The organism is Streptomyces sp. Act143, from assembly GCF_003143935.1.
GTDB lineage: Bacteria > Actinomycetota > Actinomycetes > Streptomycetales > Streptomycetaceae > Streptomyces.
Genome location: NZ_QFRX01000001.1, coordinates 5,617,458 through 5,643,183 on the forward strand (window position 1 = coordinate 5,617,458; position 25,726 = coordinate 5,643,183).

General features: G+C 71.1%; 23 protein-coding genes. 13 read left to right on the plus strand and 10 right to left on the minus strand.

Going from position 1 to position 25,726, the window contains the following annotated elements; all coding sequences use genetic code 11:
* The first annotated feature begins 24 nt into the window (after positions 1 to 24).
* From DI272_RS25545 to DI272_RS25555, 3 genes are all read left to right on the plus strand, one after another.
* Positions 25 to 666 (plus strand): PadR family transcriptional regulator, encoded by a 642-nt coding sequence (locus DI272_RS25545; RefSeq protein WP_109497602.1) that lies wholly within the window; start codon positions 25 to 27, stop codon positions 664 to 666.
* Between the two features lie 73 nt (positions 667 to 739).
* Positions 740 to 1,678 carry an ATP-binding cassette domain-containing protein gene (locus DI272_RS25550; RefSeq protein ID WP_309221671.1) on the plus strand — a complete coding sequence of 313 codons (939 nt, stop codon included), beginning with the start codon at positions 740 to 742 and terminating at the stop codon, positions 1,676 to 1,678.
* The gene (locus DI272_RS25555) at positions 1,675 to 2,430 is read left to right on the plus strand and encodes an ABC transporter permease (RefSeq protein ID WP_109497604.1); all 756 of its coding nucleotides are present in this window, start codon (positions 1,675 to 1,677) and stop codon (positions 2,428 to 2,430) included. The genes DI272_RS25550 and DI272_RS25555 overlap by 4 nt, the downstream gene beginning before the upstream one ends.
* Positions 2,431 to 2,434: 4 nt before the next feature.
* Here DI272_RS25555 and DI272_RS25560 read toward each other — a convergent pair whose 3' ends face one another.
* Together DI272_RS25560 and DI272_RS25565 are read right to left on the minus strand one after the other, a co-directional pair.
* Complete coding sequence (locus DI272_RS25560; RefSeq protein ID WP_109497605.1) at positions 2,435 to 3,835, minus strand: glutamate decarboxylase; 1,401 nt, start codon at positions 3,833 to 3,835, stop codon at positions 2,435 to 2,437.
* Positions 3,836 to 3,858: 23 nt separating this feature from the next.
* The gene (locus DI272_RS25565) at positions 3,859 to 5,142 is read right to left on the minus strand and encodes an ion channel protein (protein ID WP_109497606.1); all 1,284 of its coding nucleotides are present in this window, start codon (positions 5,140 to 5,142) and stop codon (positions 3,859 to 3,861) included.
* Between the two features lie 120 nt (positions 5,143 to 5,262).
* Here DI272_RS25565 and DI272_RS25570 point away from each other — a divergent pair, with 120 nt between their 5' ends.
* Entirely contained in the window at positions 5,263 to 6,024 is a 762-nt protein-coding gene (locus DI272_RS25570; RefSeq protein ID WP_109497607.1) for a MerR family transcriptional regulator, read from the plus strand.
* 184 nt (positions 6,025 to 6,208) lie between these two features.
* Complete coding sequence (locus tag DI272_RS25575) at positions 6,209 to 7,087, plus strand: DedA family protein (RefSeq protein ID WP_109497608.1); 879 nt, start codon at positions 6,209 to 6,211, stop codon at positions 7,085 to 7,087.
* Positions 7,088 to 7,190: 103 nt separating this feature from the next.
* On the opposite strand, the gene DI272_RS25580 is transcribed toward DI272_RS25575, so the two are convergent.
* A complete protein-coding gene (locus DI272_RS25580; RefSeq protein ID WP_109497609.1) occupies positions 7,191 to 8,864 on the minus strand; it encodes a threonine/serine exporter ThrE family protein in 1,674 nt (557 codons plus the stop codon).
* Positions 8,865 to 9,010: 146 nt separating this feature from the next.
* The gene (locus tag DI272_RS25585) at positions 9,011 to 9,502 is read right to left on the minus strand and encodes an inorganic diphosphatase (protein ID WP_079311408.1); all 492 of its coding nucleotides are present in this window, start codon (positions 9,500 to 9,502) and stop codon (positions 9,011 to 9,013) included.
* 79 nt (positions 9,503 to 9,581) lie between these two features.
* Here DI272_RS25585 and dacB point away from each other — a divergent pair, with 79 nt between their 5' ends.
* The 6 genes from dacB (at position 9,582) to folE (ending at position 17,193) form a co-directional block, all read left to right on the plus strand.
* Complete coding sequence (dacB, locus tag DI272_RS25590; protein WP_109497610.1) at positions 9,582 to 11,159, plus strand: D-alanyl-D-alanine carboxypeptidase/D-alanyl-D-alanine-endopeptidase; 1,578 nt, start codon at positions 9,582 to 9,584, stop codon at positions 11,157 to 11,159.
* 65 nt (positions 11,160 to 11,224) lie between these two features.
* The gene (locus DI272_RS25595) at positions 11,225 to 12,379 is read left to right on the plus strand and encodes a zinc-dependent metalloprotease (RefSeq protein ID WP_109497611.1); all 1,155 of its coding nucleotides are present in this window, start codon (positions 11,225 to 11,227) and stop codon (positions 12,377 to 12,379) included.
* 193 nt (positions 12,380 to 12,572) lie between these two features.
* Positions 12,573 to 13,598 (plus strand): tRNA lysidine(34) synthetase TilS, encoded by a 1,026-nt coding sequence (tilS, locus tag DI272_RS25600; protein ID WP_109497612.1) that lies wholly within the window; start codon positions 12,573 to 12,575, stop codon positions 13,596 to 13,598.
* A gap of 55 nt (positions 13,599 to 13,653) precedes the next feature.
* Positions 13,654 to 14,214 (plus strand): hypoxanthine phosphoribosyltransferase, encoded by a 561-nt coding sequence (hpt, locus tag DI272_RS25605; RefSeq protein ID WP_097267229.1) that lies wholly within the window; start codon positions 13,654 to 13,656, stop codon positions 14,212 to 14,214.
* A 207-nt stretch (positions 14,215 to 14,421) separates the two neighbouring features.
* Positions 14,422 to 16,461 (plus strand): ATP-dependent zinc metalloprotease FtsH, encoded by a 2,040-nt coding sequence (gene ftsH / locus DI272_RS25610; protein WP_109497613.1) that lies wholly within the window; start codon positions 14,422 to 14,424, stop codon positions 16,459 to 16,461.
* 123 nt (positions 16,462 to 16,584) lie between these two features.
* Positions 16,585 to 17,193: a GTP cyclohydrolase I FolE gene (folE, locus tag DI272_RS25615; RefSeq protein ID WP_109497614.1), complete on the plus strand. Its 609-nt coding sequence runs from the start codon at positions 16,585 to 16,587 to the stop codon at positions 17,191 to 17,193.
* 115 nt (positions 17,194 to 17,308) lie between these two features.
* Here the strand turns inward: folE and DI272_RS25620 are convergent, their stop codons facing one another.
* The 6 genes from DI272_RS25620 to DI272_RS25645 form a co-directional block, all read right to left on the minus strand.
* Entirely contained in the window at positions 17,309 to 17,794 is a 486-nt protein-coding gene (locus DI272_RS25620; protein WP_109497615.1) for a DUF3180 domain-containing protein, read from the minus strand.
* A 111-nt stretch (positions 17,795 to 17,905) separates the two neighbouring features.
* Positions 17,906 to 18,517 carry a 2-amino-4-hydroxy-6-hydroxymethyldihydropteridine diphosphokinase gene (gene folK / locus DI272_RS25625; protein ID WP_109497616.1) on the minus strand — a complete coding sequence of 204 codons (612 nt, stop codon included), beginning with the start codon at positions 18,515 to 18,517 and terminating at the stop codon, positions 17,906 to 17,908.
* Positions 18,514 to 18,873 carry a dihydroneopterin aldolase gene (gene folB / locus DI272_RS25630; protein ID WP_109497617.1) on the minus strand — a complete coding sequence of 120 codons (360 nt, stop codon included), beginning with the start codon at positions 18,871 to 18,873 and terminating at the stop codon, positions 18,514 to 18,516. Before folB ends, folK begins: the two co-directional genes overlap by 4 nt.
* Positions 18,874 to 19,175: 302 nt before the next feature.
* Complete coding sequence (locus tag DI272_RS25635; protein WP_109497618.1) at positions 19,176 to 19,682, minus strand: nuclear transport factor 2 family protein; 507 nt, start codon at positions 19,680 to 19,682, stop codon at positions 19,176 to 19,178.
* A complete protein-coding gene (gene folP, locus DI272_RS25640; protein WP_258314674.1) occupies positions 19,679 to 20,689 on the minus strand; it encodes a dihydropteroate synthase in 1,011 nt (336 codons plus the stop codon). Before folP ends, DI272_RS25635 begins: the two co-directional genes overlap by 4 nt.
* A 151-nt stretch (positions 20,690 to 20,840) precedes the next feature.
* Positions 20,841 to 22,652 carry a phosphatidylglycerol lysyltransferase domain-containing protein gene (locus DI272_RS25645; RefSeq protein ID WP_109497619.1) on the minus strand — a complete coding sequence of 604 codons (1,812 nt, stop codon included), beginning with the start codon at positions 22,650 to 22,652 and terminating at the stop codon, positions 20,841 to 20,843.
* A 234-nt stretch (positions 22,653 to 22,886) separates the two neighbouring features.
* On the opposite strand from DI272_RS25645, the gene DI272_RS25650 reads away from it, so the two are divergent.
* The gene (locus DI272_RS25650; protein ID WP_109497620.1) at positions 22,887 to 24,014 is read left to right on the plus strand and encodes an esterase family protein; all 1,128 of its coding nucleotides are present in this window, start codon (positions 22,887 to 22,889) and stop codon (positions 24,012 to 24,014) included.
* Positions 24,015 to 24,204: 190 nt separating this feature from the next.
* Positions 24,205 to 25,656 (plus strand): hypothetical protein, encoded by a 1,452-nt coding sequence (locus tag DI272_RS25655; protein ID WP_375138066.1) that lies wholly within the window; start codon positions 24,205 to 24,207, stop codon positions 25,654 to 25,656.
* Positions 25,657 to 25,726: the final 70 nt, after the last annotated feature.

Below are 25,726 nucleotides of genomic sequence, written 5' to 3' on the forward strand. Positions count from 1 at the left end.
CGTCAAGGGTCCTACGCTGGCCCCATGTCAGCGATCCGTCTCCTCGTGCTCGGCGCGGTCCGTCAGCACGGGCGGGCCCACGGCTACCAGGTGCGCAACGACCTGGAGTACTGGGGCGCGCACGAGTGGTCCAACGCCAAGCCCGGCTCGATCTACCACGCCCTGAAGCAGATGGCGAAGCAGGGGCTGCTGCACGCCCACGAGATCGCGCCCTCCACCGCCGGTGGCCCGCCCCGTACCGAGTACGAGATCACGGAGGCGGGCACCGAGGAGTTCCTGCGGCTGCTGCGCGAGGCGCTGACCTCCTACGACCAGAAGATGGACGTCAAGTCGTCCGCGATCGGCTTCATGGTCGACCTTCCGCGCGCCGAGGTGGTCACGCTGCTGAAGGAGCGGATCCGGCGCATCGAGCAGTGGCGCGGCGCCGTCACCGAGCACTACGTCCCCGAGGAGGGCCCCGAGCAGCTCGGTCACATCGGCGAGATCATGAACCTCTGGATCCACACGGCCGACGGTGAACTCGCCTGGGTCCAGAGCCTGATCGGGCGCATCGAGGACGGGGCGTACACCTTCGCGGGGGAGGGCGAGCCGTTCGTCGGCGTGCTCGGCGAGGGGGAGGAGAACCCGTATGCGACGGGTGAGCGGCATCCGGAGGATGCAAGCTAATCAAGTTTGACCAATGCCGTGCGCCGCGTTACCTTCGCTCATGTAGTCAACTTTGACTAGCGAGGGAGTGGCAGTGACCGACGCGGCGATCACCGTCGACGGAGCACGCAAGAAGTACGGCACGAAACAGGCGCTCGACGGGCTCGACCTCACGGTCGCCCGCGGCACGGTGCACGGGGTGCTCGGGCCGAACGGCGCGGGCAAGACGACCCTGGTCCGCATCCTCTCCACCCTTCTGCGGCCGGACGCCGGCCGCATCGAGGTCGCCGGCCACGACGTCGTACGCCAGGCCTACGAGGTCCGTCTGCGCATCGGCCTGCTCGGCCAGCACGCGGCGCTCGACGAGGAACTCGGCGGCCGGCAGAACCTGGAGATGTTCGGCCGCCTCCACCACCTGGGCGCCCGCCGGGCACGCGCGCGGGCCGGCGAACTCCTGGAGCGCTTCGGACTCACCGACACCGGCCGCAAGGCGGTCCGGCACTACAGCGGAGGCATGCGCCGCCGCCTGGACCTCGCGGCCTCCCTGATCACCGACCCGCAGGTGCTGTTCCTGGACGAGCCGACCACCGGCCTCGACCCGCGCGGCCGCACCGAGGTGTGGTCGGCCGTCCGCTCCCTCGTCGACGGCGGCACGACGGTCCTGCTCACCACGCAGTACCTGGAGGAGGCCGACCAGCTCGCCCACCGCGTCTCGGTCGTCGACACGGGCCGGATCGTCGCCGACGGCACCCCGGAGGAACTGAAGAAGGCGACCGGCGGCGACCGCATCGACGTCGTACTGCGGGACGCGGGTCAACTGGGGGCGGCGGTGGCGTTGCTGCCGGCCGACCGGTCCGCGGTCCGCGTCGACACCGACCGCCGGCTGCTCAGCGCCCCGGTCACCGACCGGATGGCGGCGCTCTCCGGGGTCGTACGGGCACTGGAGGCGGCGGGCATCGAGGCGGAGGACGTGGCGCTGCGGCGCCCGACGCTGGACGAGGTGTTCCTGCACCTCACGAAGGAGGCCGCATGAACACGTACGCGCTGACCGACTCCTGGACCATGACCCGGCGCGAACTCGCCCACTGGGCACGGCAGCCGGTGCAGGTGCTCGTCGGCCTGGTCTTCCCGGTGATGCTGCTGCTGATGTTCGGCTATCTCGTCGGCGGCGGCCGGGGAGTGGCGGGCGACTACATCGACTACCTGGTCCCCGGCATGCTCGCCCTCACCATGGCCTTCGGCCTGGAGGGCACGATGATCGCCGTCACCCAGGACCTCAACAAGGGGGTGATCGACCGCTTCCGGTCGCTGCCCATGTCCAACGCGGCCGTGCTGGTGGGCCGTTCGGTCGCCGACATGCTCCAGTCGGTGGTGGGGCTCGGGGTGCTCATCGGGGTGTCGTACGCCATCGGCTGGCGGGCGCACGGCGGGTTCGGGGCCTTCCTGGGGGCCGTCGGGCTGCTGCTGCTGTTCCGCTTCGCGATGCTGTGGATCGGCATCCACCTGGCGCTGGTCGCCGGGAGGCCGGAGCTGGTGCAGGCCGTGCAGATCCTCGTCTGGCCGGTCGGCTTCCTGTCCAACGCGTTCGCGGCACCGGAGTCGATGCCGGGGTGGCTGGGCACCGTCGTCGAGTGGAACCCGATGTCCCGCACCGCGACGGCGGTACGGGACCTGACCGGCGGCCTCGGCACGGACCACGTCTGGGCCGCCGTCGCCTGGCCGCTCGCGCTGCTCGCGGTGTTCTTCCCGCTGGCGGTACGGAAGTTCGGGGCGCTGAGCAAGTAGCCGCTCAGTGGTGGAAGCCGGTCGCCGCCCCCTTGTCCCGGGTCAACGGGTGCGGCTGGCGGCGCAGTTCGGGCAGCAGGCGGCGAAGGTCGTCCACGAACAGCTCGGCGAGGTCGGCGGAGAAGCCGTTGCGGCACACCACCCGCAGCACGGACAGGTCCTCGCGATGCGGCGGGAAGGTGTACGCCGGGACCAGCCAGCCGCTCTCGCGCAGCCGCCGGGACACGTCGAAGACGTCGTACGCCGTCACGTCGTGCCCGGTGGTGAAGGCGAACACCGGCAGCTGGTCGCCGCGGGTCAGGAGCCGGAAGTCGCCGAGGGCCTCGACGCGTTCGGCGAGGTGCCGGGCGACGTCCCGGGTGGTCTGCTGCACGGCCCGGTAGCCCTCCCGGCCCAGCCGCAGGAAGGTGTAGTACTGCGCGACGACCTGCGCGCCGGGCCGGGAGAAGTTGAGGGCGAAGGTCGGCATGTCGCCGCCCAGGTAGTTGACGCGGAAGACCAGCTCCTCGGGCAGGGCCGCGTGGTCGCGCCACAGCGCCCAGCCGACGCCCGGGTAGACCAGGCCGTACTTGTGTCCCGAGGTGTTGATGGAGGCCACCCGCGGCAGCCGGAAGTCCCAGGCCAGGTCCGGGTCCAGGAAGGGCGCGATCATGCCGCCGGACGCGGCGTCGACGTGGACGGGGATGTCGAGGCCGGTGCGTTCCTGCACCTCGTCGAGGGCGGCGCAGAGTTCGGCGACGGGCTCGTAGGAGCCGTCGAAGGTGGAGCCGAGGATGCCGACGACACCGATGGTGTTCTCGTCGCAGAGGGCGGCGGCGGCCTGCGGATCGAGGTGGAAACGGTCGCCCTCCATCGGGATCAGCCGGGGTTCCACCTCCCAGAAGTTGCAGAACTTGTCCCAGCAGACCTGGACGTTGATGCCCATGACGAGGTTGGGGCGGGCGCCGGGAGTCGTGTTCCGCCTGCTCCAGCGCCGCTTCAGCGCCATCCCGGCGAGCATGCAGGCCTCACTCGATCCGGTCGTCGAACACCCCACGGCGGTCGCTGGATCGGGTGCGTTCCACAGGTCCGCGAGCATCGCCACACAACGCCGCTCCAGCTCGGCGGTGCGCGGGTACTCGTCCTTGTCGATCATGTTCTTGTCCCGGCACTCGCCCATCAGGACGCCGGCCTGCGGCTCCATCCAGGTGGTGACGAACGTGGCGAGGTTGAGCCGGGAGTTGCCGTCCAGCATCAGCTCGTCGTGCACCACCTGGTACGCCGTCGAGGGCGGCAGCGGCGCGTCCGGGAGCCGGTGCTTGGGCGGGGCCTCGGTCATGCCGCCGACCGGATCGGCCTCCCCGTAGAAGGGGTTGACGGACAGCGGGCGTTCGTCGGGCTTCTCGGGCCCTTTGTGGAGCGGCATCGATCGACTCCTCGAAACGGGGTTCAGCGGACCGGTGTTCCGTCGTCGCGCAACTGCATCTGGGGGCGTCCGGTCACCAGCAGCCAGGCGGGCAGCGAGGCGATGCACAGCAGGGCCAGGACGGCCGGCGAGGCCACCAGCACGGCGGCCGTGAACAGGCTCACCCAGCCCTGCCGGGTGATGGCGAGGAGCATGCCCAGCACACCGGCGGCGACACCGACGGAGGGATGGACGCCGGGGACCAGGGCATGGGCGCACAGCCCGAACGCGGCGCCGACGAACACCGCCGGGAAGATCCGCCCGCCGCGGAAGCCGCAGGACGCGGCGACCAGCAGCGCGGCCAGCTTGACCACCGTCATCGTGGCGAACTCCCTGGCCGACCAGCCCTCCGGGTCGGCGGCGATCTCCCCGACCTCCTCCAGCCCCTTGAAGAGCGTGAGATGGCCGCCCAGGGCGGCGAGGAGCCCGAGCACCAGACCGCCGGCCGGCAGCATCAGCATCGGATGCCGCAGCCTCGCGAAAGCGCCGTAGACGTACGGGAAGGCGCGGACGGCGGCCATGCCGAGCACGGCCGCCGCGGACGCGACCACCAGCGCGGCCAGCAGATCGCCCCAGCCGGGCCGCCCGAACGCGGGCAGATGCAGATCGAAGGTGGGATGGGCCACCAGGGTGGTCGTCAGGGCGCCCGCCGCGGCGGCGACCAGCGGCGCGAAGACGTTGTCCCACAGCGCCCCCTTCACCTGCCGCCCGGCCAGCGCCTCGGAGATGACCAGCGCCGCCGCCACCGGCGTACCGAACAGCGCGCCGATCGTCGCCGCCTCCGCCAGCGCCGGCCACAGCCCGCCCGGCATCCGGGGCAGCAGCCGCCGGCCGAGCCAGAAGGCGATGCCGACGTTCACGGCGATGATCGGGTTCTCGGGGCCGAGGCTCGGCCCGCCCGCCAGCATCAGCGCGGTCGCCAGCACCAGGCCGGGCAGCACCACGGGCGGCAGAGCGGGCGCGTCCAGGCCCATGGTGGCCGGGTCGGGCCCGGCGTGCCCCGGTGCCTTCCAGACCACCAGGCCGACCGCCACCCCGGTCGCGGTGAGCATGATCAGCATCCACGGCACCGAGTACCGGCCCACGCCCAGCGCGTCCGGCAGGTCCTGCCACAGCACGTCCTGGAACGCCTCGGCCGCCGCGCTCACCCCGAGGAAGATCAGACTCGCCCCCACGCCCACGGCGAGAGCGGGGAGGATCAGGGGCAGCAGTGCGCGGGCCGGGGTCGCCGGGGCTGCGGGTGCCTGCTGCGCGGTGTCCTGGGCCACGGGCTCACGATAAACGGGCAAAACGGGCGTCACATCCGGAGGCGCCCCCAGGGGCTTGCACCTCACGCGACGTGAGGACGCACCGTGGACGGCGTACCGAGAAGGGAAGGAGCGGACGAAGTGAGCTACTCCGTGGGACAGGTCGCCGGTTTCGCCGGAGTGACGGTGCGCACGCTGCACCACTACGACGACATCGGCCTGCTCGCCCCCAGCGAGCGCAGCCACGCGGGCCACCGGCGCTACAGCGACGCCGACCTCGACCGGCTGCAGCAGATCCTGTTCTACCGGGAGCTCGGCTTCCCGCTCGACGAGGTCGCCGCCCTGCTCGACGATCCGGCCACGGACCCGCGCGCCCACCTGCGCCGCCAGCACGAACTGCTGACCGCCCGGATCGAGAAGCTGCAGAAGATGGCGGCGGCCGTGGAGCAGGCCATGGAGGCACGCAAGATGGGCATCAACCTGACACCGCAGGAGCGCTTCGAGGTCTTCGGCGACAAGGACCCCGAGCAGTACGCCGAGGAGGCCGAACAGCGCTGGGGCGGCACCGAGGCGTACGCCGAGTCCCAGCGCCGCGCCGCGACGTACACCAAGGAGGACTGGAAGCGCATCCAGACCGAGGTGGCCGACTGGGGCGAGCGGTACGCGGCCCTCGTGGCGGCCGGCGAGCAGCCGTCCGGCGAGGCGGCCATGGACCTCGCCGAGGAACACCGGCAGCACATCAGCCGGTACTACTTCGAGGTCCCCTACGAGATGCACCTGTGCTTCGGCGACATGTACGTCTCCGACGAGCGCTTCAAGGCGTTCTACGACGCGATGCACGACGGGCTGGCGGAGCACCTGAGGGGCGCGATCAAGGCGAACGCGGCCCGCCGTACCGCGTGATCCGGCTCCGGCGACGGTTCCCGGCCGTCGCCGGAGTCACCCATACTCGTGGGGCGCACAGCTCTCTCCCGGAGAGCGCACAGCCGGTCCTCGGCGCCCCCATGGAACCTGGGCTCAGAGGCTTGCGTTGTACGTTTGGGCAGCCAGCCCCAGCCCGTCCCCCAGCACCAGGAGTCACAGACCCGTGACCACGCTCGCGCTAGGCCCTGAGTGGCTCAGCCCCGATTATCTGATCGAGACGTTCAGCCTGCCCGGCATCCTCCTGATCGTCTTCGCCGAGTCGGGTCTCTTCGCCTTCCTGCCCGGCGACTCCCTGCTGTTCACGGCAGGTCTGTTCGTGGCGCAGGGCGACTACATCAGCCAGCCGCTGTGGCTGGTCTGCCTCCTGATCGTGCTGGCCGCCGTCCTCGGCGACCAAGTGGGCTACATGATCGGCAAGTTCTTCGGCCCCAAGCTCTTCAGCCGTCCCAACTCCCGGCTCTTCAAACAGGAGAACCTGGAGAAGGCGCACGAGTTCATGGAGAAGTACGGCCCCAAGGCGATCGTCCTGGCGCGCTTCGTGCCGATCGTCCGCACCTTCGCCCCCATCGTGGCGGGCGCCGGCCGCATGAAGTACCGCACGTTCCTGACGTACAACGTCATCGGCGGCGTCGCCTGGGGCACCGGTGTCACGCTCGCCGGTTACTGGCTCGGCCAGATCGACGTCATCCACAAGAACGTCGAGGCGATCCTCGTCCTCATCGTCTTCGTCTCGGTGGTCCCGATCATCATCGAGTACCTGCGCGAACGCGGAAAGAAGAAGCGGGCGGCAGCCGAGCAGCCCGCGGCCCCTCAGCCCCAGGCCTACCAGCCCCCGCCGATGGACGACGCGACGACGCAGCTCCGCCGCATCCCGTCCCACGACGACCCGCAGCAGCCTCCGCAGTCCTACGGCGACCAGCAGCAGTACGGCTACAACGACCAGTACTACGCCCCGCAGCAGCCGTACGCCCAGCAGTACCCGCAGCAGCAGGGCCACGACAACCAGCAGAACCAGCAGTACCCGTACAACCAGGGCTACTAGAAGCGCCCCGAAGGGGCGCGGGGAACCGCGCGATCGACCACGAACAAGCCGCGGCCGCCGTCAGACATCAGACATCAGACACCGAGCTCGTAGGCACCCGGCGTCAGAATCCCCGCGTCCGCTTCGCGGCACGCCGCCCCGCCGCCGAAGCCCCGCCGGGAACCCGCAGGAACAACCGCGAGATCTCCGACCCCAGATTCACCCCGATGGCGATGGCCATGGCAAGGGAAGCAGCCGTGGCCAACGACACCAGGCCCTTGTCGACATCGTCCCGCGCGATCGACAACAGCCCGAAGTACGTCGCGGAACCCGGCAGCAGCGGCCCGATCGCCGCGGTCGTGTACGGCAGCGCGGACGCGAACCGGTACCGCGACATCATCTGCCCGAACAGCCCCACCAGCCCCGCCGCCACCGCCGTGGAGGCGACCGGCGAGATCTCGCCGACGTAGTGCAGCGCGCCGTACACCGACCACGCGACACCCCCGTTGAGCGTCACCACCAGCACCGTCGACCGCTCCTGCTGCAACAGCACCGCGAACGTCAGCGACAGCAGCATCGACGCCCCGATCTGCCACAGCGGCCGCTCGTCGATGATCAGCGCGACGTCCGGGTTGAGGTCGGCGCCCAGCTGCACCCCGAAGTACAGGACCACCAGCACACCCACGACGATGCCGACGAAGAGGTACATCACCTCAAGGAGCCGTGCCGACGCGGTGATGTAGAACCCGGTCAGCCCGTCCTGCACCCCCGCCACCAGCGCCCGCCCCGGCAGCAGCGCGAACAGCCCACCGGTGATGACCGCGGACGCCTTGACGTCCACGTGGGCCACCGTCAGCGCCACCCCTATCGCCGCCGGAGGCATCGCGGCGACCGTGAACTGGTAGAACTCCGGCAGCCCGCGCCCCGCGCACAGCCACGCCAGCCGGTCGCCCAGCATCGCGCCCAGCGCCGCCGCCACGAACACGACCAGCGCACCGCCGACCAGCACCGAGGCCGCGCCCGCGAGCAGCCCGCTCGCCAGGGTGAGCACCCAGCCGGGATAGGGATGCCGGTTACGGCGGATCTCGGCGAGCCGCCGGTACGCCTCCTCCAGGGAGAACGCCGTCTCGGGGTAGCTGAGGTCGTCCACCAGCTGGTAGACGGCCGCGAGCCGGGTGTAGTCCGTCCCGCGCCGCCGGACCGTCCGGGAGGCCGTCACGGGGTCCTCGACGAGGGACGGCTGGTAGGAGATCGACAGCAGCGTGAAGGTGACGTTCGGCTCGCAGCGGTCCAGGCCGTACGACCGGCACACGGCGAACATCGCCGCCTCCACGTCCTCCGCGCCCTCACCGCCCGCGAGCAGCAGCTCCCCGATACGCAGCGTCAGGTCGAGCACGCGCGGCACGGCGGGCCCGGTCTCGTCCTCCTTGTGCAGCGGTTCCGGCGCGGGCCGCTCGGCGACCGGCATCCGCAGCATCGTGCGCATCCGGTCCTGCCAGGGCACGTCCTTGGTCAGCGAGACCAGGGGAACGCCGGTCGGCGGGGTGAACGCGGGCGGGGCGTCCTTGGCGCTGTAGGTGCGCGGCGTGCTGAACGCCGACCCTTCCGGCTCCGCGGCCGGCCCCTCGGGCGCCTGGAGGCCCCGCGGCACGGCGAACTCCGAGGACGTCTCCGACTCGCCGCCGACCCCCTTGGGGACGGCCAGGCCGTCGGGAATGGCGAATTCGGACGTGATCTCGGGGTCGTAGACGCTCCTCGCCTCGTCCGACTGCGGCTTGCGGTCCTCCGCCGACGTCACTTGCGTATCGCTCCCTGTACGGCACCATCAGTCGCCATCCGTCGCCTCAGTATGCGCACAGACACGTTCCCCGCAGATGCGCGGATACGCGAACGGGCCGCACGCGTGCGCGTGCGGCCCGTTCGACGTCAGGGGCGTCAGGGACCTCAGTGGCCGCCGGACTCCTTGAAGCGCTTGTAGGACCGCTCGATCTCGGCCTCGGCGTCGACGCGGCCGACCCAGTTGGCGCCCTCGACGGACTTGCCGGGCTCCAGGTCCTTGTAGACCTCGAAGAAGTGCTGGATCTCCAGGCGGTCGAACTCCGAGACGTGGTGGATGTCACGCAGGTGCTCCACGCGCGGGTCCGTCGCCGGGACGCACAGCAGCTTGTCGTCGCCGCCGGCCTCGTCCGTCATCCGGAACATGCCGATCGCACGGCACTTGATGAGACAGCCCGGGAACGTCGGCTCGTCAAGAATGACCAGCGCGTCCAGCGGGTCGCCGTCCTCGCCGAGGGTGTTCTCGACGAAGCCGTAGTCGGTCGGGTAGGCGGTCGAGGTGAAGAGTCGACGGTCCAGGCGGATCCGACCGGTCTCGTGGTCCACCTCGTACTTGTTCCGCGAACCCTTCGGGATCTCGATCGTGACGTCGAACTCCACCGGTGGCTCCTCCATGATCAGCACATAGTTCTGGTGGTTAAGTGTCCCTCACGCAGGTGGGTGATCGCGAAAGGGGCTGGTGGTCGTGCCTGAACTGAGGCCTTGGCAGGCCGCGAGACCGCATGTGGCGCGGCTCGCGAACGCCGTACGACCCCGACTGGCAGCCGCCCGCCCTCCGCTGGCACGCGCCGCGAACGCAATGAAACCGCAGGTCAAGCGTCTGACGACGGTCAAGACCTGGCAGTACACCGCGGGCGCCGCCACCGCCGGCCTCGCCCTGACGGCCGTCGTGGTGACCGCCGCGGGCCCCTGGGACTCCACCGGTCAGCGTACGGCCGAGCGGGACCGGGCAGTCGCCCTGGAGCACACGGGTGGCGCAGATCACGGTGGCGATTCCGGTACGACGGGAGCGACGCCCGAGCCCGCCCCGAGCGCCTCCTCCGTCCTCGCCGGCCTCGGCGGCGCCACGAACACCGTGAAGCCCGCGCCCAGCGCCGAGGCCCTCGCCGCCGTCCTCGCACCGCTCCTGAAGGACCAGGCGCTCGGCAGCCGTCGTACCGCCGCGGTCGTCGACGTGGCCACCGGCAAGCGCCTGTACGGCGCCGGCGCCGACGACGCCCTCACCCCCGCCTCCACCACCAAGATCGCCACCGCGGTCGCCGCCCTGTCGGCGATGGGCCCCGACCACCGCCTCACCACCCGCACCGCCATGGAACCGGGCACCGGGGAGCTCGTCCTGGTCGGCGGCGGCGACCCCACCCTGACCGCCCGCAAGGACGCCGAGGGCTGGGCAAGCCTGCGCGACCTGGCGACGAAGACGGCGAAGGCCCTGAAGAAGGACGGCGTCAGCAAGGTGACGCTGTCGTACGACACCACCCTCTACGCCGGTTCCGGACTGCACCCCATCGGCGTCGACGCCAACCTTGCCCTCGTCAGCGCCCTGATGGCCGACGAGGCCCGCACGAACGACTCCACGAGCGGCACCGCCGACCGGGCGCCGGACCCGGCCGCCGACGCGGCCCGCAAGTTCGCCGGCTTCCTGGCGGACGACGGCATCCGGACGACGTCCCCGGGCCCCTCCAAGGCGACGGGACGCGCACAGACGCTGGCGGAGGTCTCCTCGCCGCCGCTGTCCGCGCTGGTCGAACGCATGCTGACCAACAGCGACAACGACATCGCCGAGGCCCTCGCCCGCCAGACGGCCGTGGCGACGAAGGTGCGCGCCGACTTCGACGGCGGCGGCAAGGCGATCCGGGACCGGCTGAAGAGGCTCGGACTCCCCGTGTCCGGCGTCTCCTTCAAGGACGGCAGCGGCCTGAACCGGGACGACCGGCTCACCGCCGGCCTCCTGACCGCCCTCCTGGCGAAGGCGGGCGACCCGGAACACCCCGAGCTCCGGTCGGTCCTGACGGGCCTTCCGGTGGCCGGGTTCACCGGCACGCTGACCACCCGCTACACGCCCGACGGCGCGGCCGGCGTCGTACGCGCGAAGACGGGCACGCTGACGGGCGTGAACACGCTGGCGGGAACCGTCGTCGACCAGGACGGCCGCCTGCTCGCCTTCGCGTTCCTGGCGTCCGACACGACGAGCAAGGACGCGGCCCAGGCGGCCCTGGACAAGGCGGCGACGGCCCTGGCGGCCTGCGGCTGCGGCTGACGGGCCGCCATGGCGCCCGCCTCCGCGCCCTGCCCTCGGCGGGAACGCTCACGTACGGTTGACGCATGACGAGCATCGGCGGTGCTGCTTCTTCTCAGATGGTCGACTGGAACCTCGCGGTGGCGACCGCGACCCGGCTCGTGCGGCCGGGACCGGAGGTGAGCCGCGACGAGGCCCGTGCCGTCGTCGCGGAACTCCGCAGGCACGCCAAGGCCTCGGAGGGACATGTCCGCGGCTTCACCCGGATGGGCACGGAGGAGACCCACGACACCCCGGTCCTCGTCGTCGACCGCCCCGGCTGGGTCCGGGCGAACGTCGCCGGCTTCCGGGAGATCCTCAAGCCCCTCCTGGAGAAGATGCAGGAACGGCGCGGCAACACCCCCGGCGGCGCGGTCCTCGGCGCCGTCGGCGGCAAGGTCACTGGCGTCGAACTCGGCATGCTGCTGTCCTTCCTGGCCTCCCGCGTCCTCGGCCAGTACGAGACCTTCGCCCCGGCCACCCGCGAGCTTCCGGCGGGGGAGAACGGCGGCGGCCGGCTGCTGCTCGTCGCGCCGAACATCGTGCACGTGGAGCGCGAACTCGACGTCCAGCCCCACGACTTCCGCCTGTGGGTGACCCTGCACGAGGAGACGCACCGCACGCAGTTCACCGCGGTGCCCTGGCTGCGGGACCACCTGGAGGGCGAAATCCAGTCGTTCTTGGGAGAGACCGACGTCGACCCCATGACCGTCCTGGAACGCATCCGGGAAGCCGCCCAGTCGCTCGCCGGCGGGCGTCCCGAGGGGGAGGAGGACGACGGCGGGCGCTCGCTCGTGGAGATCGTGCAGACCCCAGCCCAGCGCGAGATCCTCGGCCGCCTCACCGCGGTGATGTCCCTCCTGGAGGGCCACGCCGACTTCGTGATGGACGGCGTGGGCCCGGACGTCGTGCCGAGCGTCCAGGAGATCCGCGAGAAGTTCCAGCAGCGGCGGGCCAAGGGCGCCTCCCGGCTCGACATGGCCCTGCGCAAGCTGCTCGGTCTGGACGCCAAGCTCCGGCAGTACCGCGACGGCGAACGCTTCGTACGGGCCGTCGTCAACGAGGTCGGCATGGACGGCTTCAACCGCGTGTGGACCTCCCCCAACACCCTCCCCACCAAGGCGGAGATCGCCAAACCGGCGGACTGGATCGCGCGGGTGCACCGCAAGGCGGATCCGGGCGACTCCGGGACCGGGTCGTGAACCGGTCGGAAAGGTCGTGAAAGAAAACCGGCCGACGGCAGGCGAACGCCCCTCCAATCACCCGTCCGAGGGACCGTGAGGCCTGGGTAGGCGTGCAATGCTCGGGGAACGGCCCGGCTCTGTCACCATCTACACACTCTGAGTGACCGAACCTCGGGCTCACCCCCCGAAAACTTCATGAAGGGAACCGGACATGGGTCCCCATCCTGCGGTCGCGGCGATACGCCTGGCGGTCCGCCGCGTCCTCCACGACATCCTCAACGACCTCACCAGCCCCACCGATGACCCCTCGCACGAGCGCCCGCCGTCCCCGCTCGTGCTCGTGGCCTGCTCCGGCGGCGCCGACTCCATGGCCCTCGCCTCCGCCCTCGCCTTCGAGGCCCCCAAACTCGGCATCCGCGCCGGCGGCGTCACCGTCGACCACGGCCTCCAGCCCGGCTCCGACCTCCGCGCCGAGGAAGTCGCCCTGCGCCTGCGCGGCCTCGGCCTCGACCCCGTCGAGTCCATCGCCGTCACCGTCGGCCGCGAAGGCGGCCCCGAGGCAGCCGCCCGCGACGCCCGCTACGCCGCCCTCGACGCCGCCGCCGAACGCCACGGCGCCACCGCCGTCCTGCTCGGCCACACCCGCGACGACCAGGCCGAAACCGTCCTGCTCGGCCTCGCCCGCGGCTCCGGCATCCGCTCCCTGTCCGGAATGGCCGCGGTCTCGGGGGCCGACGGCCGTTACCGCCGCCCCTTCCTCCAGCTCGACCGGCAGACCGCCCGCAAGGCCTGCATGGTCCAGGCGCTCCCCGTCTGGGACGACCCCCACAACGCGGACCCCGCCTACACCCGCTCCCGGCTGCGCCACGAAGGCCTGCCCGCCCTGGAGAAGGCCCTCGGCAAGGGCGTCGTCGAGGCACTCGCCCGGACGGCCCAGCTCTCCCGGGACGATGCCGACGCCCTCGACGCCTGGGCGAGCCAGGCCGCCGGCGCCGTACGCGACGCGGCCGGCCTCCTGGAATGCGCCAAGCTCTACGCCCTGCCGCCCGCCGTGCGCCGCCGTGTACTGCGCCGCGCCGCCATCGAGGCCGGCGCCCCGGCAGGCTCGCTGTTCGCCCGCCACATCGAGGAAGTCGACCGGCTGATCACCGGCTGGCGCGGCCAGGGGGCCATCAATCTCCCCGGCAAGGTCGTCGCCCAGCGCCAGGGTGGCAGACTGGTGATTCGGCAAGGCTGAATCCCTGCCCCTCCGCGAGGGGTGACGGGGCAGGCCGGTGGGACGACCGAAAGTGATGCGGGTGGACGCGAAAGACATGGGCACCGACCTCAAAGAGGTGCTCATCACCAAGGAACAGATCGACGCCAAGCTGGCCGAGCTGGCCGCGAAGATCGACGCGGAGTACGCGGGCAAGGACCTGCTCATCGTCGGCGTCCTCAAGGGCGCGGTGATGGTCATGGCCGACCTCGCGCGGGCGCTGTCCACCCCCGTCACCATGGACTGGATGGCCGTGTCGTCGTACGGCGCGGGCACCCAGTCCTCCGGTGTCGTGCGGATCCTCAAGGACCTCGACACCGACATCAAGGGCAAGCACGTCCTGATCGTCGAGGACATCATCGACTCCGGCCTGACCCTGTCGTGGCTGCTGTCCAACCTCGGCTCGCGCGAGCCGGAGTCGCTGAAGGTGTGCACCCTGCTGCGCAAGCCGGACGCCGCCAAGGTCGCCATCGACGTCGAGTGGGTGGGCTTCGACATCCCCAACGAGTTCGTCGTCGGCTACGGCCTCGACTACGCCGAGAAGTACCGCAACCTCCCGTTCGTCGGTACGCTCGCGCCCCACGTCTACGGCGGCTGACAGCCGGGTCGACGACCTGGCTGACCCGAAGGGCCCAGCCGGGCAAGAAGATCGGGAACCCCGGCGGACACCGCACCGTTGGAGCATGCAGACGGGTTCGTCAGCCGTCCCGTGCGGCTTCGGGCGACAATGCTGGGGTACCGTCAGAAGAACTGTCTTATCAAACTCACTATGGCAGGAGGGACGGGGCGACACCGCTCCGTATGGATGGACGTGAAGCGATACTTCCGTGGGCCGGTCATGTGGATCGTGCTGGCCGTCCTTGCCGTGGTCGTGTTGATGCAGGTCGTCGGCTCGTCCGGTGGCTACAAGACGGTGGACACCGGCCAGGTCGTCCAGGCGATCAATGACAACAAGGTCCAGCAGGCCAAACTGACCACCGGCGACGAGCAGACCATCAAGGTCGAGCTCAAGGACGGCGAGAAGGTCGACGGCAGCTCGAAGATCCAGGCGAGCTACATCGGCGACCAGGGCCAGAACCTCGCCGCGACACTGCAGACCAAGTTCGAGCAGAAGCAGATCCCCGACGGCTACACCGTCTCGCCGACCAAGCAGAACGCGTTCGTCGGCATCCTGCTCTCCCTGCTTCCCTTCGTCCTCATCGTCGTCGTGTTCCTGTTCCTGATGAATCAGATGCAGGGCGGCGGCTCCCGGGTCATGAACTTCGGCAAGTCCAAGGCCAAGCTCATCACCAAGGACACCCCCAAGACGACCTTCGCGGACGTCGCCGGGTCGGACGAGGCCGTCGAGGAGCTCCACGAGATCAAGGAGTTCCTCCAGGAGCCGGCCAAGTTCCAGGCCGTCGGCGCCAAGATCCCCAAGGGCGTCCTGCTCTACGGTCCTCCCGGCACCGGCAAGACCCTGCTCGCGCGTGCCGTCGCGGGCGAGGCGGGCGTCCCGTTCTACTCGATCTCCGGTTCCGACTTCGTCGAGATGTTCGTCGGTGTCGGTGCCTCCCGAGTCCGTGACCTGTTCGAGCAGGCCAAGGCGAACGCCCCGGCGATCGTCTTCGTCGACGAGATCGACGCGGTCGGCCGCCACCGCGGCGCCGGCCTCGGCGGCGGTCACGACGAGCGCGAGCAGACCCTGAACCAGCTGCTCGTCGAGATGGACGGCTTCGACGTGAAGGGCGGCGTCATCCTGATCGCCGCCACGAACCGCCCCGACATCCTCGACCCGGCGCTGCTGCGTCCCGGCCGCTTCGACCGCCAGATCGCGGTCGACCGCCCCGACATGCAGGGCCGTCTGGAGATCCTCAAGGTCCACCAGAAGGGCAAGCCGGTCGCCCCGGACGTCGACCTGGCGGCCGTCGCCCGCCGCACGCCGGGCTTCACCGGCGCGGACCTGTCGAACGTGCTGAACGAAGCGGCGCTCCTCACCGCGCGCAGCGACAAGAAGCTGATCGACAACCAGATGCTGGACGAGGCCATCGACCGCGTCGTGGCGGGCCCGCAGAAGCGGACCCGGATCATGTCCGACAAGGAGAAGAAGATCACCGCGTACCACGAGGGCGGACACGCCCTGGTCGCGGCGGCCTCACCCAACTCCGACCCGGTCCACAAGATCACCATCCTGTCCCGAGGCCGTGCCCTGGGCTACACGATGGTCCTGCCGGACGAGGACAAGTACTCCACCACGCGCAACGAGATGCTCGACCAGCTCGCCTACATGCTGGGCGGCCGGGCGGCCGAGGAACTGGTCTTCCACGACCCGACCACGGGCGCCGCGAACGACATCGAGAAGGCCACGGCGACGGCCCGCGCGATGGTCACCCAGTACGGCATGACCGAGCGTCTCGGCGCCATCAAGTTCGGCGGCGACAACACCGAGCCGTTCCTCGGCCGTGAGATGGCCCACCAGCGCGACTACTCGGAAGAGGTCGCCGCCCTGGTGGACGAGGAAGTCAAGAAGCTCATCGAGAACGCGCACAACGAGGCCTGGGAGATCCTGGTCGAGAACCGCGACGTCCTCGACAACCTCGTCCTGCAGCTGCTGGAGAAGGAGACGCTGGGCAAGGAGGAGATCGCCGAGATCTTCTCCGCGATCGTCAAGCGTCCGGCCCGGCCCGCCTGGACCGGCTCCTCCCGCCGTACGCCGTCCACCCGTCCGCCGGTGCTCTCCCCGAAGGAGCTCGCACTGACGAACGGCGCCAACGGTGCCACCCCGGCGATCTCGACCGCCAAGGCCACGGCGGTGGAGTCCGCCCCCGTGACCGAACCGGCCCCCGAGGACCGTCCGGAGAGCTGACCCCTCTTCCTGCCTCGGTGTCCTCACCAGGCCCGGAATGGATGCCGCGCCCCCCAGGATCTAGCCTGGGGGCGCGGCGTTTTTCAGCCGCGCCCGCAGGGACGACGAGGAACGAGGCACCAGATGACCGACCCCGTGACGTTGGACGGCGAAGGCGCCATCGGCGAGTTCGACGAGAAGCGTGCCGAGAACGCCGTCCGTGAACTGCTGATCGCGGTCGGAGAGGACCCGGACCGGGAAGGGCTGAAGGAGACGCCGGGGCGGGTGGCCCGGGCGTACAAGGAGATCTTCGCGGGCCTGTGGCAGAAGCCCGAGGACGTGCTGACGACCACGTTCGACCTGGGGCACGACGAGATGGTGCTCGTGAAGGACATCGAGGTGTACTCGACATGCGAGCACCACCTGGTGCCGTTCCGGGGCGTCGCCCACGTCGGTTACATCCCGGCCACCACCGGCAAGATCACCGGCCTGTCCAAGCTGGCCAGGCTCGTGGACGTCTATGCCCGTCGTCCGCAGGTGCAGGAGCGGCTCACCACGCAGGTCGCCGACTCCCTGATGGAGATCCTTGAACCGCGCGGCGTGATCGTCGTCGTGGAGTGCGAGCACATGTGCATGTCGATGCGGGGCATTCGCAAGCCCGGCGCGAAGACCATAACGTCGGCGGTGCGGGGGCAGCTGCGGGACGCGGCGACGCGTAACGAGGCGATGAGCCTCATCATGGCGCGCCGCTGACGCCGCTGACGCCGCTGACGCCGCTGACGCCGCTGACGCCGCCGAGTCGCTGACGCCGCCGAGTCGCTGACGCGGCTGAGCCGCTCACGCCTGCTGAGCCGCCGGCGGCTGCGTGTCACGCCGCCGAGGTCGCCCCCGAGTTCCGGTCGTCGTCCTCCGGGAGCTTGCAGACCCGCTCCAGGAAGATGGCGGCCGCTATGACCGCGATGCCCGCCACCACCGAGAAGCCGGCGTAGATGGCCTGGTCGCGGCGGGCGGGGATGTCCAGGGACTCCAGGAGGAAGACACCGGTGCCGCCGTACATGCCGGCGACCAGGGCGGCCACCAGGGCGCTGGCCTGCCCGAAGACGACGGCGCGGGCGGCCATCAGGGGGTCGACGCCCTTGGCCTCGGGGCGGCGCTCGCGCTGGGCCTTGAGACGGGCGCGGATCGAGAGCGCGGTGGACAGCAGGACCACGCCGATCAGGGCGAGGACGATGGGGGCGGCCAGGGGCACGCTGGGGAGGGTCCCGATCGAGGCCCACAGGCGGGCACCCGCCCAGGACAGGACTCCGGCGACGACGAACACGCCGGCCAGCAGCCTGATGCGCAGCTCTCTCACGGTGACCCTTCAGCTCCCCCGGATCGGATGGACAGGTGGTGTCCCAGGACGGACAGGAGTCGTCCGTTGTCCTGATCCTTCTGTCCCACGCTCGTGCGTTGACCTTAACGACTACTCGGGCAGCCGGAGTTCCAGGTCCTTGCGGGGTTCGACGCCGTCCCGGGTGACGTCGGCCAGCAGGCCGGAGACGGGGCCGCGGCCGGGGAGCTGCGCCTGCGGCTCCACGTCGTTCCACGGCGCCAGGACGAAGGCGCGCTCGTGGGCCCGGGGGTGGGGGAGGGTGAGCGTCGGGTCGTCGGAGACGACGTCGGCGTACGCCACGATGTCGACGTCCAGCGTGCGGGCGCCCCAGCGCTCGTCCCGGACCCGGTGGAAGGCCTCCTCGACCGCGTGGGCCCGCTCCAGGAGGGAGGACGGGGGAAGTGTCGTCTTCACGACGACCACCGCGTTGAAGTACGAGGGCTGGCTGCCCGGCTCGACGCCCCACGGCTCGGTCTCGTACACGGGCGAGACGGCCTTCACCCGGACGCCGGGGGTGTCCTCCAGGGCGTCGATGGCGCCCTGGAGGGTCTCCAGGCGGTTGCCCAGGTTGGAGCCGAGGGAGATCACGGCGCGTTTGGGGTTGTGCAGGGTCGTGTCGGCGGCGTCCACCTGCTGGACGACGGAGGCCGGCACCGGCTGCACGGTCGGGTCGCTCGGACCCGTGGCGAAGGACGCGCTCATACTCGGCTCCGGGTGATCGTGATCGTCACGTCGTCGAAGGGGACCGTGATCGGCGCGTCCGGCTTGTGGACGGTGACCTCGACCTCCTCCACCCCCTCGTGCTTCAGGCAGGCCTGGGCGATGCGCTCGGCGAGGGTCTCGATGAGGTTGACGGGCTCGCCCTCGACGATGGCCACGACCTCCTCCGCCACGATGCCGTAGTGCGCGGTCTTCGCCAGGTCGTCGTCGGCGGCGGCCGGCCGGGTGTCCAGGCCCAGGACGAGGTCCACGATGAAGGTCTGACCCTCCTCGCGTTCCTTGGGGAACACACCGTGGTGCCCGCGGGCCTTCAGGCCGCGCAGCGCGACACGATCCACGCGAATCACTCCTGCAGTCGTCGGTAATGGCCGGTTCGTACCGGGTGCGGGCGGCACACCGGCCTCGAACGAATCTACCCGCGGGCACTGACAGCACCGGGCCACGGGGGTGCGGAGCCGGGCCGGGGCCAGGAGCATTCACCGGGTGTTTTCCCTGGGGAACCCGGCGGCTCACGGGTTGGTAGCCGCCCCTACCCAGGGGCTCGTGATCCGAACCACTTCTTGGGCCGTTCGGTTCGCGACGCGGTCCGAGCGGCCGGTTCGCGACTCGGACCGCGGGGGGCTCAGGTGCGCCTACCCACTCAGGACGGGGTGTCGTCCCCTTCGTCCTCGTCGTTTTCGGCCAGAACCGGGGAGGCGTGGTGGGACCAGAGCTTCCAGCCGTCGGGCGTGCGCCGGAACACGTTGGTGGCGACCACCAGCTGGCCGACGAGCGGGCCGAGCTCGCCGTCCTCGCCGTCCGGCGCGGGTCCACCGCTGAGGATGTTCTCGGTGCAGGTCACGATGGCCGTGTCGCCGGTGACGGAGACATGCACGTCGGTGAGGAAGAACTGGATGTAGTCGGTGTTCGCCATGATCAGCGCGTACGACCTGAGAACCTCGCCGCGGCCGGTGAGCACGGGCCAGCCGGGGTGGACGCAGGAGATCACGCCGGTCTCGGCCGGGTCGTGGTACTCCTCGTCGACGCCGAGGTCGGCGGGGGTGAGCCAGAGCGAGGACAGCGCGTCGAAGTCGCCGCGTTCGAGTGTCTCGTAGAAGGCGGTGTTGGCGGCTTCCACCTGCTCGACGTCGGTGTGCGGGGCGCTCACGAGGCGCCTTCGGGGGAGCTTTCGGCGGTGTTCGCGCCGGGCGTGCGGGCGGTGCCGGGGGCGCCGGGGGTGCGGGTGGTGCCGGGCGTGCGGGCAGTGGCTTGCGCCCCGCTCGCGTCGGTGGAGACCGGCGTGCGCGTCGCCTCGCGCGCCCCTTCCACGGCGCGCGCGACGCGCACCGCGTCCGCCGTCGCGTGGACCTCGTGCACGCGTACCGCCCATGCGCCCGCGTACGCGGCGAGTGCGGAGACGGCGGCCGTGGCGGCGTCGCGCTCGCGGGCGGGCGGCGGTGCCGCCTCCGGACCGGCGGCGAGGACGCGGCCGAGGAAGCGTTTCCGGGAGGCGGCGACGAGAAGGGGGTGGCCGAGGGCGAGCAGGCGGTCGAGGTGGGCCAGGAGCACGAGGTCGTGCTCGGCGTCCTTGGAGAAGCCGAGGCCCGGGTCGACGACGATGCGGTCGGGGGAGACGCCACCGGCGAGGACGGCCTCCACGCGCGCGCGCAGTTCCTCGACGACTTCGGTGACGACGTCGTCGTAGACGCCCTTGACGTTGCCGCCCTCCAGGAAGCCGCGCCAGTGCATCACGACGAAGGGGGCGCCCGCGTCGGCGACGACCGGGATCATCGCGGGGTCGGCCAGGCCGCCGCTGACGTCGTTGACGAGGGCGGCGCCGGCGGCGAGGGACTGGGCGGCGACGGAGGCGCGCATGGTGTCCACGGAGACGGTGACGCCTTCGGAGGCGAGACCCCGGACGACGGGGATGACCCGCTTGAGCTCCTCGGCCTCGTCGACGCGGGTGGCACCCGGGCGGGTGGACTCGCCGCCGACGTCGACCAGGTCGGCACCCTCGGCGACCAGGGCCAGGCCGTGCTTGACGGCGGCGGTGGTGTCGAACCAGCGGCCGCCGTCGGAGAAGGAGTCGGGCGTGACGTTCACGACTCCCATGACCGCGCAGCGGTCCCATGCCGGTAGGCCGGCGACGCGCCCGCGTCCGCTCTGCTTGCTCATATGTTCAGCGTAGGCCCCATGGGGGCCCGTATCGGCGCGCGGCCCAGGCGGAGGCCCCCGGGCTGGAGGAGGGGTGGGGCTTCCGCTAGGGCCTGTCAGAGGCGCCGGGCGCCGGGCGCCGGGTGCAGGGTGCCGGTGGGGGTGCCTGGTGTCACGCCGCGCGGACGTCTCTTTCCGCCACCGAGTGCGCGCACGCGCGCGGTGCGGTCCTGCGGCGGCGCAGGAATCGCGGCAGGGGGAGGGCGAGGTTCACGAAGCCCTCGGCCTGCATGGCGGCGAAGCCGATGCGGGGCAGGTCGCCGGAGGCGCGGTAGACGACGAAGCGCGGCTCCCAGCGGGGCTGGAACTTGGCGTTGAACTTGTACAGGGACTCGATCTGGAACCAGCGGGACAGGAAGACCAGCAGCCCGCGCCAGGCGCGCAGCACCGGGCCGGCGCCGATCTTCTCGCCGCGCGCCAGGGCGGAGCGGAACATGGCGAAGTTGAGGGACACGCGCGTGATGCCGAACTTCGGGGCCGCCTGGAGGGCGGCGACGATGAGGAGCTCGTTCATGCCGGGGTCCGCCGAGCGGTCGCGGCGCATCAGGTCCAGGGAGGCGCCGTCGCGGCCCCAGGGCACGAAGTGCAGGATCGCCTTCAGGTCGCCGTACTCGCCGGGCTGTTCGTCGGCCTTGTGGGCGGTGGCGATCAGGCAGTCGCCGTCGGTGGGATCGCCGATGCGGCCCAGCGCCATGGAGAAGCCGCGCTCGGTGTCGGTGCCGCGCCAGTCGTCGGCGGCCCGGCGGATGCGCTCGAGCTCGGCGTCGCCGAGGTCACGGACGCGCCGTACGCGGGTCTCGTAACCCGCGCGCTCGATGCGCTTGACCATCTGGCGCACGTTGCGCATCGCGCGCCCGGCGAGGGAGAAATCCGCGACGTCCACCACCGCCTCGTCGCCCAGTTCGAGGCAGTCCAGGCCGGTCTCGCGGGTCCACACCTCGCCGCCCGTCTCCGAGCAGCCCATGACGGCGGGCGTCCAGGAGTGGGCCTTGGCCTCGTCCATGAAGCGTTCGATGGCGCCGGGCCAGGCCTCGACGTCGCCGATCGGGTCGCCGCTGGCCAGCATCACGCCGGAGACGACGCGGTAGGTCACCGCGGCCTTGCCGCTGGGGGAGAAGACGACCGCCTTGTCGCGGCGCAGGGCGAAGTGGCCGAGCGAGTCGCGGGCGCCGTGCTTCTCCAGCAGGGCCCGCAGCCGGGCCTCGTCGTCCTCGGTGAGGCGCGCGGCGGGGTGTTCGGGGCGGAAGGCCAGGTAGATCGTCGTGATCGCGGTGAGCAGGCCCAGGGCGCCGAGGGAGAAGGCGACCGTCCAGGAGGTGTTGCCCTGGTAGTCGACCGGCCCCTCGAAGCCGAAGAGGCCGTACAGGACGTGCGTAATGCGATCGGCCAGGCTCGGGTCGCCGACCAGCGTCTTGGGGTGGACGCTGACGATGACCAGTCCGAGGAAGAGGGAACCGGCGCCCATGAGGACGAAGTTGGCGAGCGCGCGCCAGCGGCTGCGCGGGTCGGGCAGTGCCTTGAACTGGTCGCGGTGGATCAGCAGCGGCGCGAGGAGGGCGAGCGAGATGAGCACGCCGACCGGGGAGTGCCGGTACGTGAACTGTGCGACCGCGCCGGCCGGCAGCAGGGCCACGGCGGCGCGCCAGGCCCGCCGCTTGCGCCGCCTGAGGCCGTGCGCGAGCAGGAGCAGCAGGATGCCCACGCTCATGGACAGCGCCGCGGCGAACGGGCCGAGCGCGCCCGGCAGCACCTCGGCGAGGGTGTGCATACGGCTGTGACGGAAGCGCGGGAACACGCCCGCGGCGATGTCCAGCAGCCCCACCACCGCGCAGGCTCTGGCGACCAGGACCGGGGCGGCCTCGGGGCGCGGGCCGCGCAGTACGCGCCGCACGCGCGGTGATCGGCTCGGAACCCCGCCCGACATTTCCTCATCTGTCCTGACAGACATCGCATCCCGTAGTTCTGCGAGAGACCTTGGATCCGGGCCCGATTCGGGCATCCGGCGACATTGCGCCCTCTAGGACGGTGTCTCGGGGAGAGAGGTTCACTCACTTCCCCAAAGCCGGTTCAAAGGCCGGGAAAAGGGCCGGGCAAGCCCTCGCGAAGATCCGCGGGAGACGAGCCGGCACGGGGAGAAAGCGCAGGCAGGAAGCAAACCATGGGTCTCACGAGCAACAACGTGCTGGTGCTGGCGATCGCGTCGGCCGTGGCTCTGTTCGGCGGCACGGTATGGCTGTGGCCACGGCTGGCCCGGCGGAGCTGGCGGGCGGTCAGCGGGCGCGTCGGCCTGCTGCTCGCGACCCAGCTGGCGCTGTTCGCGGCGCTCGGTCTCGCCGCCAACCAGTCCTTCGGGTTCTACGCGAGCTGGGCCGACCTGTTCGGGCAGGAGGACGAGCAGGGCGTGGTCGTGGACCACACGGCGGGCGGCGGCTCGGGCGGCCCGCTCCAGGTGACGGACGTCCGGCGGGTCAAGGAGACCGGCAGCGGGCGGCCGCAGCGCGCCGGGCAGATCCAGAAGGTCGACATAGTCGGCCGTACGACGCACATCGCGACGTCCGCCTTCGTGTACCTGCCGCCGGAGTACTTCCAGCCGCAGTACCGCACGCGCACGTTTCCCGCGGCGGTGGTCCTCACCGGATATCCGGGCACCGCGCAGGCGCTGGTCGACAAACTGCACTACCCGAGCACGGCGTTGGAGCTCGCCAAGGACGGCCGTATGCAGCCGATGATCCTGGTGATGCTGCGACCGACCGTGGCGCCGCCGCGGGACACGGAGTGCGTCGACATTCCGAACGGACCGCAGACGGAGTCGTTCTTCGCCAAAGATCTGCCGGACGCCGTACTCGCGCACTACCGCGTGGGCAAGAAGCCGGGCAGCTGGGGCGTCATCGGCGACTCCACGGGTGGTTACTGCGCGCTGAAGCTCGCCATGCACCACCCGGAGGTGTACGCCGCGGGGGCCGGCCTTTCGCCGTACTACAAGGCGCCGATCGACCCCACCACGGGCGATCTCTTCCAGGGGGACAAGGGGCTGCGCGATCGCGCCGACCTGTGGTGGTACCTCAAGCACATGCCCGCCCCCGACACTTCACTGCTCGTCAGCAGCAGCAAGGTGGGCGAGTCGAACTACAAGGACACCTTGAAGTTCATAGAGCGCGTCAAGGCGACCCATCGGACCCGCATCTCCTCGGTCATCCTCGAAAGCGGGGGCCACAACTTCAACACCTGGCGGCGGGAGATTCCGGCGACCCTGCAGTGGATCAGCGGGCGGTTGAGCGATCGGTGAGACCGGAAACGATCTTGTGCTCCGCGAGCCCGGAGATGTGCCCCTTGTCGAATTCGGTGACCGGTCTGATTCCTGATGTCGTGTGAAGGCTTCGGTATGGCTGTGTTTTTACGGGCCGGGGCACCACGATTCGCCTACGCGCGGTAAGTTTCTGGCCATGCCACGTGGACGTCACCGCCATTCACCGCCCTTGCACAGGCTGCTTCCCCCGTCGGCGATCGCAGGCGTCTCGCTCGTCTGCGCCTTCGGCCCCTGGGTGTTCTCGCAACAGGCCGTGCTGCGTGTCATCGCCGCGAGCGCCGCGGCGACGGCGGTGGTCGGTGCCGCCGTCATGCGCCGCTGGGACGCGCAGGCCGGCAAGCAGGTCGCCGATCTCACGCGCGCGCGTGCCGGCGACGAGTGGCGGTTCGAGGAGCGGGTCGCCGAACTGGAGTCCGACCTGGAGGAGTCGCGCGAACTGCGCGCCAAGCTGGAGCAGCGGCTGCGGGCCAAGCGCGCGGAACTGGCGGGCCTGCGCAACGAGCATGCCGCCCTGCTGCGCCGGTACGCCACGGCGGAGACCGAGCGTGCGAGCGCCCTGGAGGGCCGCCGCCTGCTCGAGATAGAGACCACGGTTCCGGCGCGCGCGCTGCCGCCGGTGCCGGTTCCGGCGGCCGTCGTCGAGGAGACCGAGGCTGTGGCTGCCCCGGTCGAGGACGAGGGCGACGAGAGTGTGGAGAGCGCGCAGGCAGCGGAGGCCGTGAAGGCCGCCGATGCCGCCGACGACAACGACGAGCCGGAGACGCCCGCGATCTTCTCGCCGGAGGGGTCTCAGCTGTTCCTGCGGGCCAAGGTGGCACTGGCGCGGCTCGACGCGGACGGGGCGGATGCCGCCGGCAAGGGTGACGCGGTTTCCGGCGACTCTGCCGACGCGGGCGATTCCGGGGACTCCGCCGACGCGGACGGCTCCGCCGACGCGGGCGACTCCCGTGACGCCGGTGACTCGCTGAAGGACGACGAGGCCGCCAAGGCCGTCCGCGAGGACGCCTCCAAGGACGGCTCCAGGGACGCTCCCAAGGGCGCGGGTTCGCCCGGCGACGCCGGTTCCCCGAAGGGGGACGGCACGCCTGACGGCGACGGCGGTCCGAAGGGCGACGGCCCCGCGAAGGACGTGCCGGCCCAGGCCGGCCCCGTCGCCGCCGAGGTCCACACCTCCGGCGACGCCGCGGCGGACGCCGCACCTGCCGCGCAGGAGGACGAGGCGCAGGGGCAGCCCGCGGCGGCCGACGGGCACGAGCGCGCGGCCGCCGTCACCAGCACCGCGGCCACCTCGGCCCAGCCCGCTCACCAGCCCGCCGGGCACTTCGTCGCGCCGACCGCGGTGGCCGTCGTACCGGCCGCGCCCGTGCGGCGTCCGGCGGTGCAGGGCGGCTTCGACTTCTTCGGCACGCAGAAGGCGTCCGCCGCCCTGGAGTCCGTGCAGAACGAGGATCTCGCCGACGTGGTCGGCCAGGAGGCGCTCGCCCTGCACAAGGCCGAGGCCGAGGCGGAGTTCAAGCCGGCCGACGCGGAGTCGCGCGGTGTCGGCCAGGTCATCGACCTGACGGCCCACGACGAGACGGAACAGATCGACGTGCAGACGCTGCGGAGCGCGGTGTCCTGAGCGAGTGACGTGACGGCGAGGCCGCGCGGAACCCGAACCGGGTTCCGCGCGGCCTCGCCGTTTGCCCTCG